General features: G+C 73.6%; 1 protein-coding gene and 1 pseudogene. One reads left to right on the top strand and one right to left on the bottom strand.

All coding sequences use genetic code 11. From position 1 onward, the window contains the following. Window positions 1–108 precede the first annotated feature (108 nt). A complete protein-coding gene (locus ACFU7Y_RS43500) occupies window positions 109–501 on the bottom strand; it encodes a hypothetical protein (RefSeq protein ID WP_224282524.1) in 393 nt (130 codons plus the stop codon). Between the two features lie 330 nt (window positions 502–831). On the opposite strand from ACFU7Y_RS43500, the pseudogene ACFU7Y_RS43495 reads away from it, so the two are divergent. Then, a pseudogene (locus ACFU7Y_RS43495) lies at window positions 832–1,704 on the top strand (nitroreductase/quinone reductase family protein); the annotation flags it as partial. Window positions 1,705–1,941: the final 237 nt, after the last annotated feature.

Here is a 1,941-nt window from a genome sequence, read left to right as displayed (position 1 = left end):
GGTCGGGCCCGTCCCGAGAGGCCCGACCCGAGAGGCCCGACCCGAGAGGCCCGACCCGAGAGGCCCGGCCCGATGGGCCCGGCCCGATGGGCCCGGCCAGGTGGCCGCTCAGCCGCCGAAGACATCTCCCATCCAGCCGATCAGGCGCGCCTCGAAGTCGGCGGCGGAGGTGATGTCCCGGGCCGGGATCACGCCGCCCGGCTCGTGCTCCTCCGCCGTGGCCGGCTTCCCCTCCCAGCCCGCGGCCAGGTAGGTCACGTCCGCCCAGCCGCCTCGGAAGAGCACCACGTCCAGCTCACCACCCGTCAACGGGTCGGCCAGGCGCAGTCCGAGGGAGTCCGGATCAGCGACCCGGGAACGGTCCGTCTCCAGCGGCTGCGGCCAAGGGGCGAGTCCGTCGCGCCAGGTGAACGGCTCCACCGTCAGCCGGGCGGCGCGCCACCTCGGGGCCCGGGCGGCGATCCGTGCGGCGGCTTCGTCGAGGTCCAGCACGTGTTCCACGGCGGTTCCGGCTCTCCTCGGGCGGCGGTCGTGCTCGTTGACAGAGCGTCCGCGGCCTGGCTCTAATGGGGGCGTGCAGCGCGGCGTCGACCACAGAGTAGTGGGCCGGCCGGCAGCCGGGCGAGCACCTTTCCGAAGGGACGATGCGCGATGAGCACTCTCTCCGCTTCCCTGATCTGACGCCAGGCGGTCACCGCGGTGCCCGCGTGCGCGAGGCGCATTCCGCGACGGACGTCGCCGGACGCGCGACCAGCCGTACCACCGGCTCCGGCACCGGCACCGCGTGTGGCCGCAATTCCCCTTTCCTCTCAGGAGATCCACCACACACGCATGCCCATGTCTTTCAATCTGAACGTCATCGAGGAGTTCCGCGCCAACGGCGGCCGGGTCGGCGGCCCGTTCGAGGGCGGCGACCTGCTGTTGCTGACCACCACCGGGGCGCGCTCCGGGCGGCCGCACACCGTGCCACTCGGGTACGTCCGGGCGGAGGGGCTGCTCCTGGTCGTCGCCTCGGCCGCCGGGGCGCCGGAGCACCCCCAGTGGTACCGCAACCTCCTTGCTCACCCGGCGGTCCGGGTCGAGCTCGGAACCGAGGCCTTCGACACCGTCGCCGTACCCGCCGAAGGCGCCTGCCGGGAAAGGCTGTTCGCCGCCGTCGTCCGGAAGGCCCCTGGCTATGGCGGCTACCAGGCGCACACCGAACGGGAGTTGCCGGTGGTCGTCCTGGAACGGCCCGAACCGCCCTCCGGCAGCCCGGCCCCGGCGGCGCGCAGCCTCGCCGACAAGCTGCTGGAGTCGCACACCTGGCTGCGCGCGCAGCTACGCCACGTACGGGAGGAGGCGCACGCCCACCTCCCGGGCCGACCGGCCACACTCGGGCTCCAGCTGCGACAGCACTGCCTGGCCTTCTGCGACGGTCTGACGCACCATCACACCGGTGAGGACGCCGCGGTCTTCCCCGCCCTCGCGCGCAGTCATCCGGAGCTGGCCGACGTCCTGGCACGGCTCGGCGAGCAGCACCGGGCCATCGGGCGGATCAAGGAGGAGCTGGTGGCCCTGCTGGCCGGGATCGCGGCCACCGAGCCGGAGCGGCTCCGCACGGAGCTGGACCGGATGTCCGCCGAGCTTGAGGCGCACCTCGACTTCGAGGAGGCGGAACTGCTGCCCGTCCTCGCCGGCATCCCCTTCCCGCCGACCCGGCCCGTGCCGAGCGGATCCGCGGCGAACGAGCCTGCGCGGAACGGGTCTGCGCCGAACGGATCCGCGCCGAACGAGCCTGCGCGGAACGGATCCGCGCCGAACGAGCCTGCGCGGAACGGATCCGCGCCGAACGAGCCTGCGCGGAACAAATCCGCGCCGAACGGATCGACATCGAGTGGGCCCACGCCGGGCCACGGCTGAAACGACGCTGCCGCCGCCCCCTCCCGAGGTGCGGGAGGG

Source organism: Kitasatospora sp. NPDC057542, from assembly GCF_042801945.1.
Taxonomy (GTDB): Bacteria; Actinomycetota; Actinomycetes; order Streptomycetales; family Streptomycetaceae; genus Kitasatospora.
This window is presented reverse-complemented; position numbering and strand designations above follow the sequence as displayed.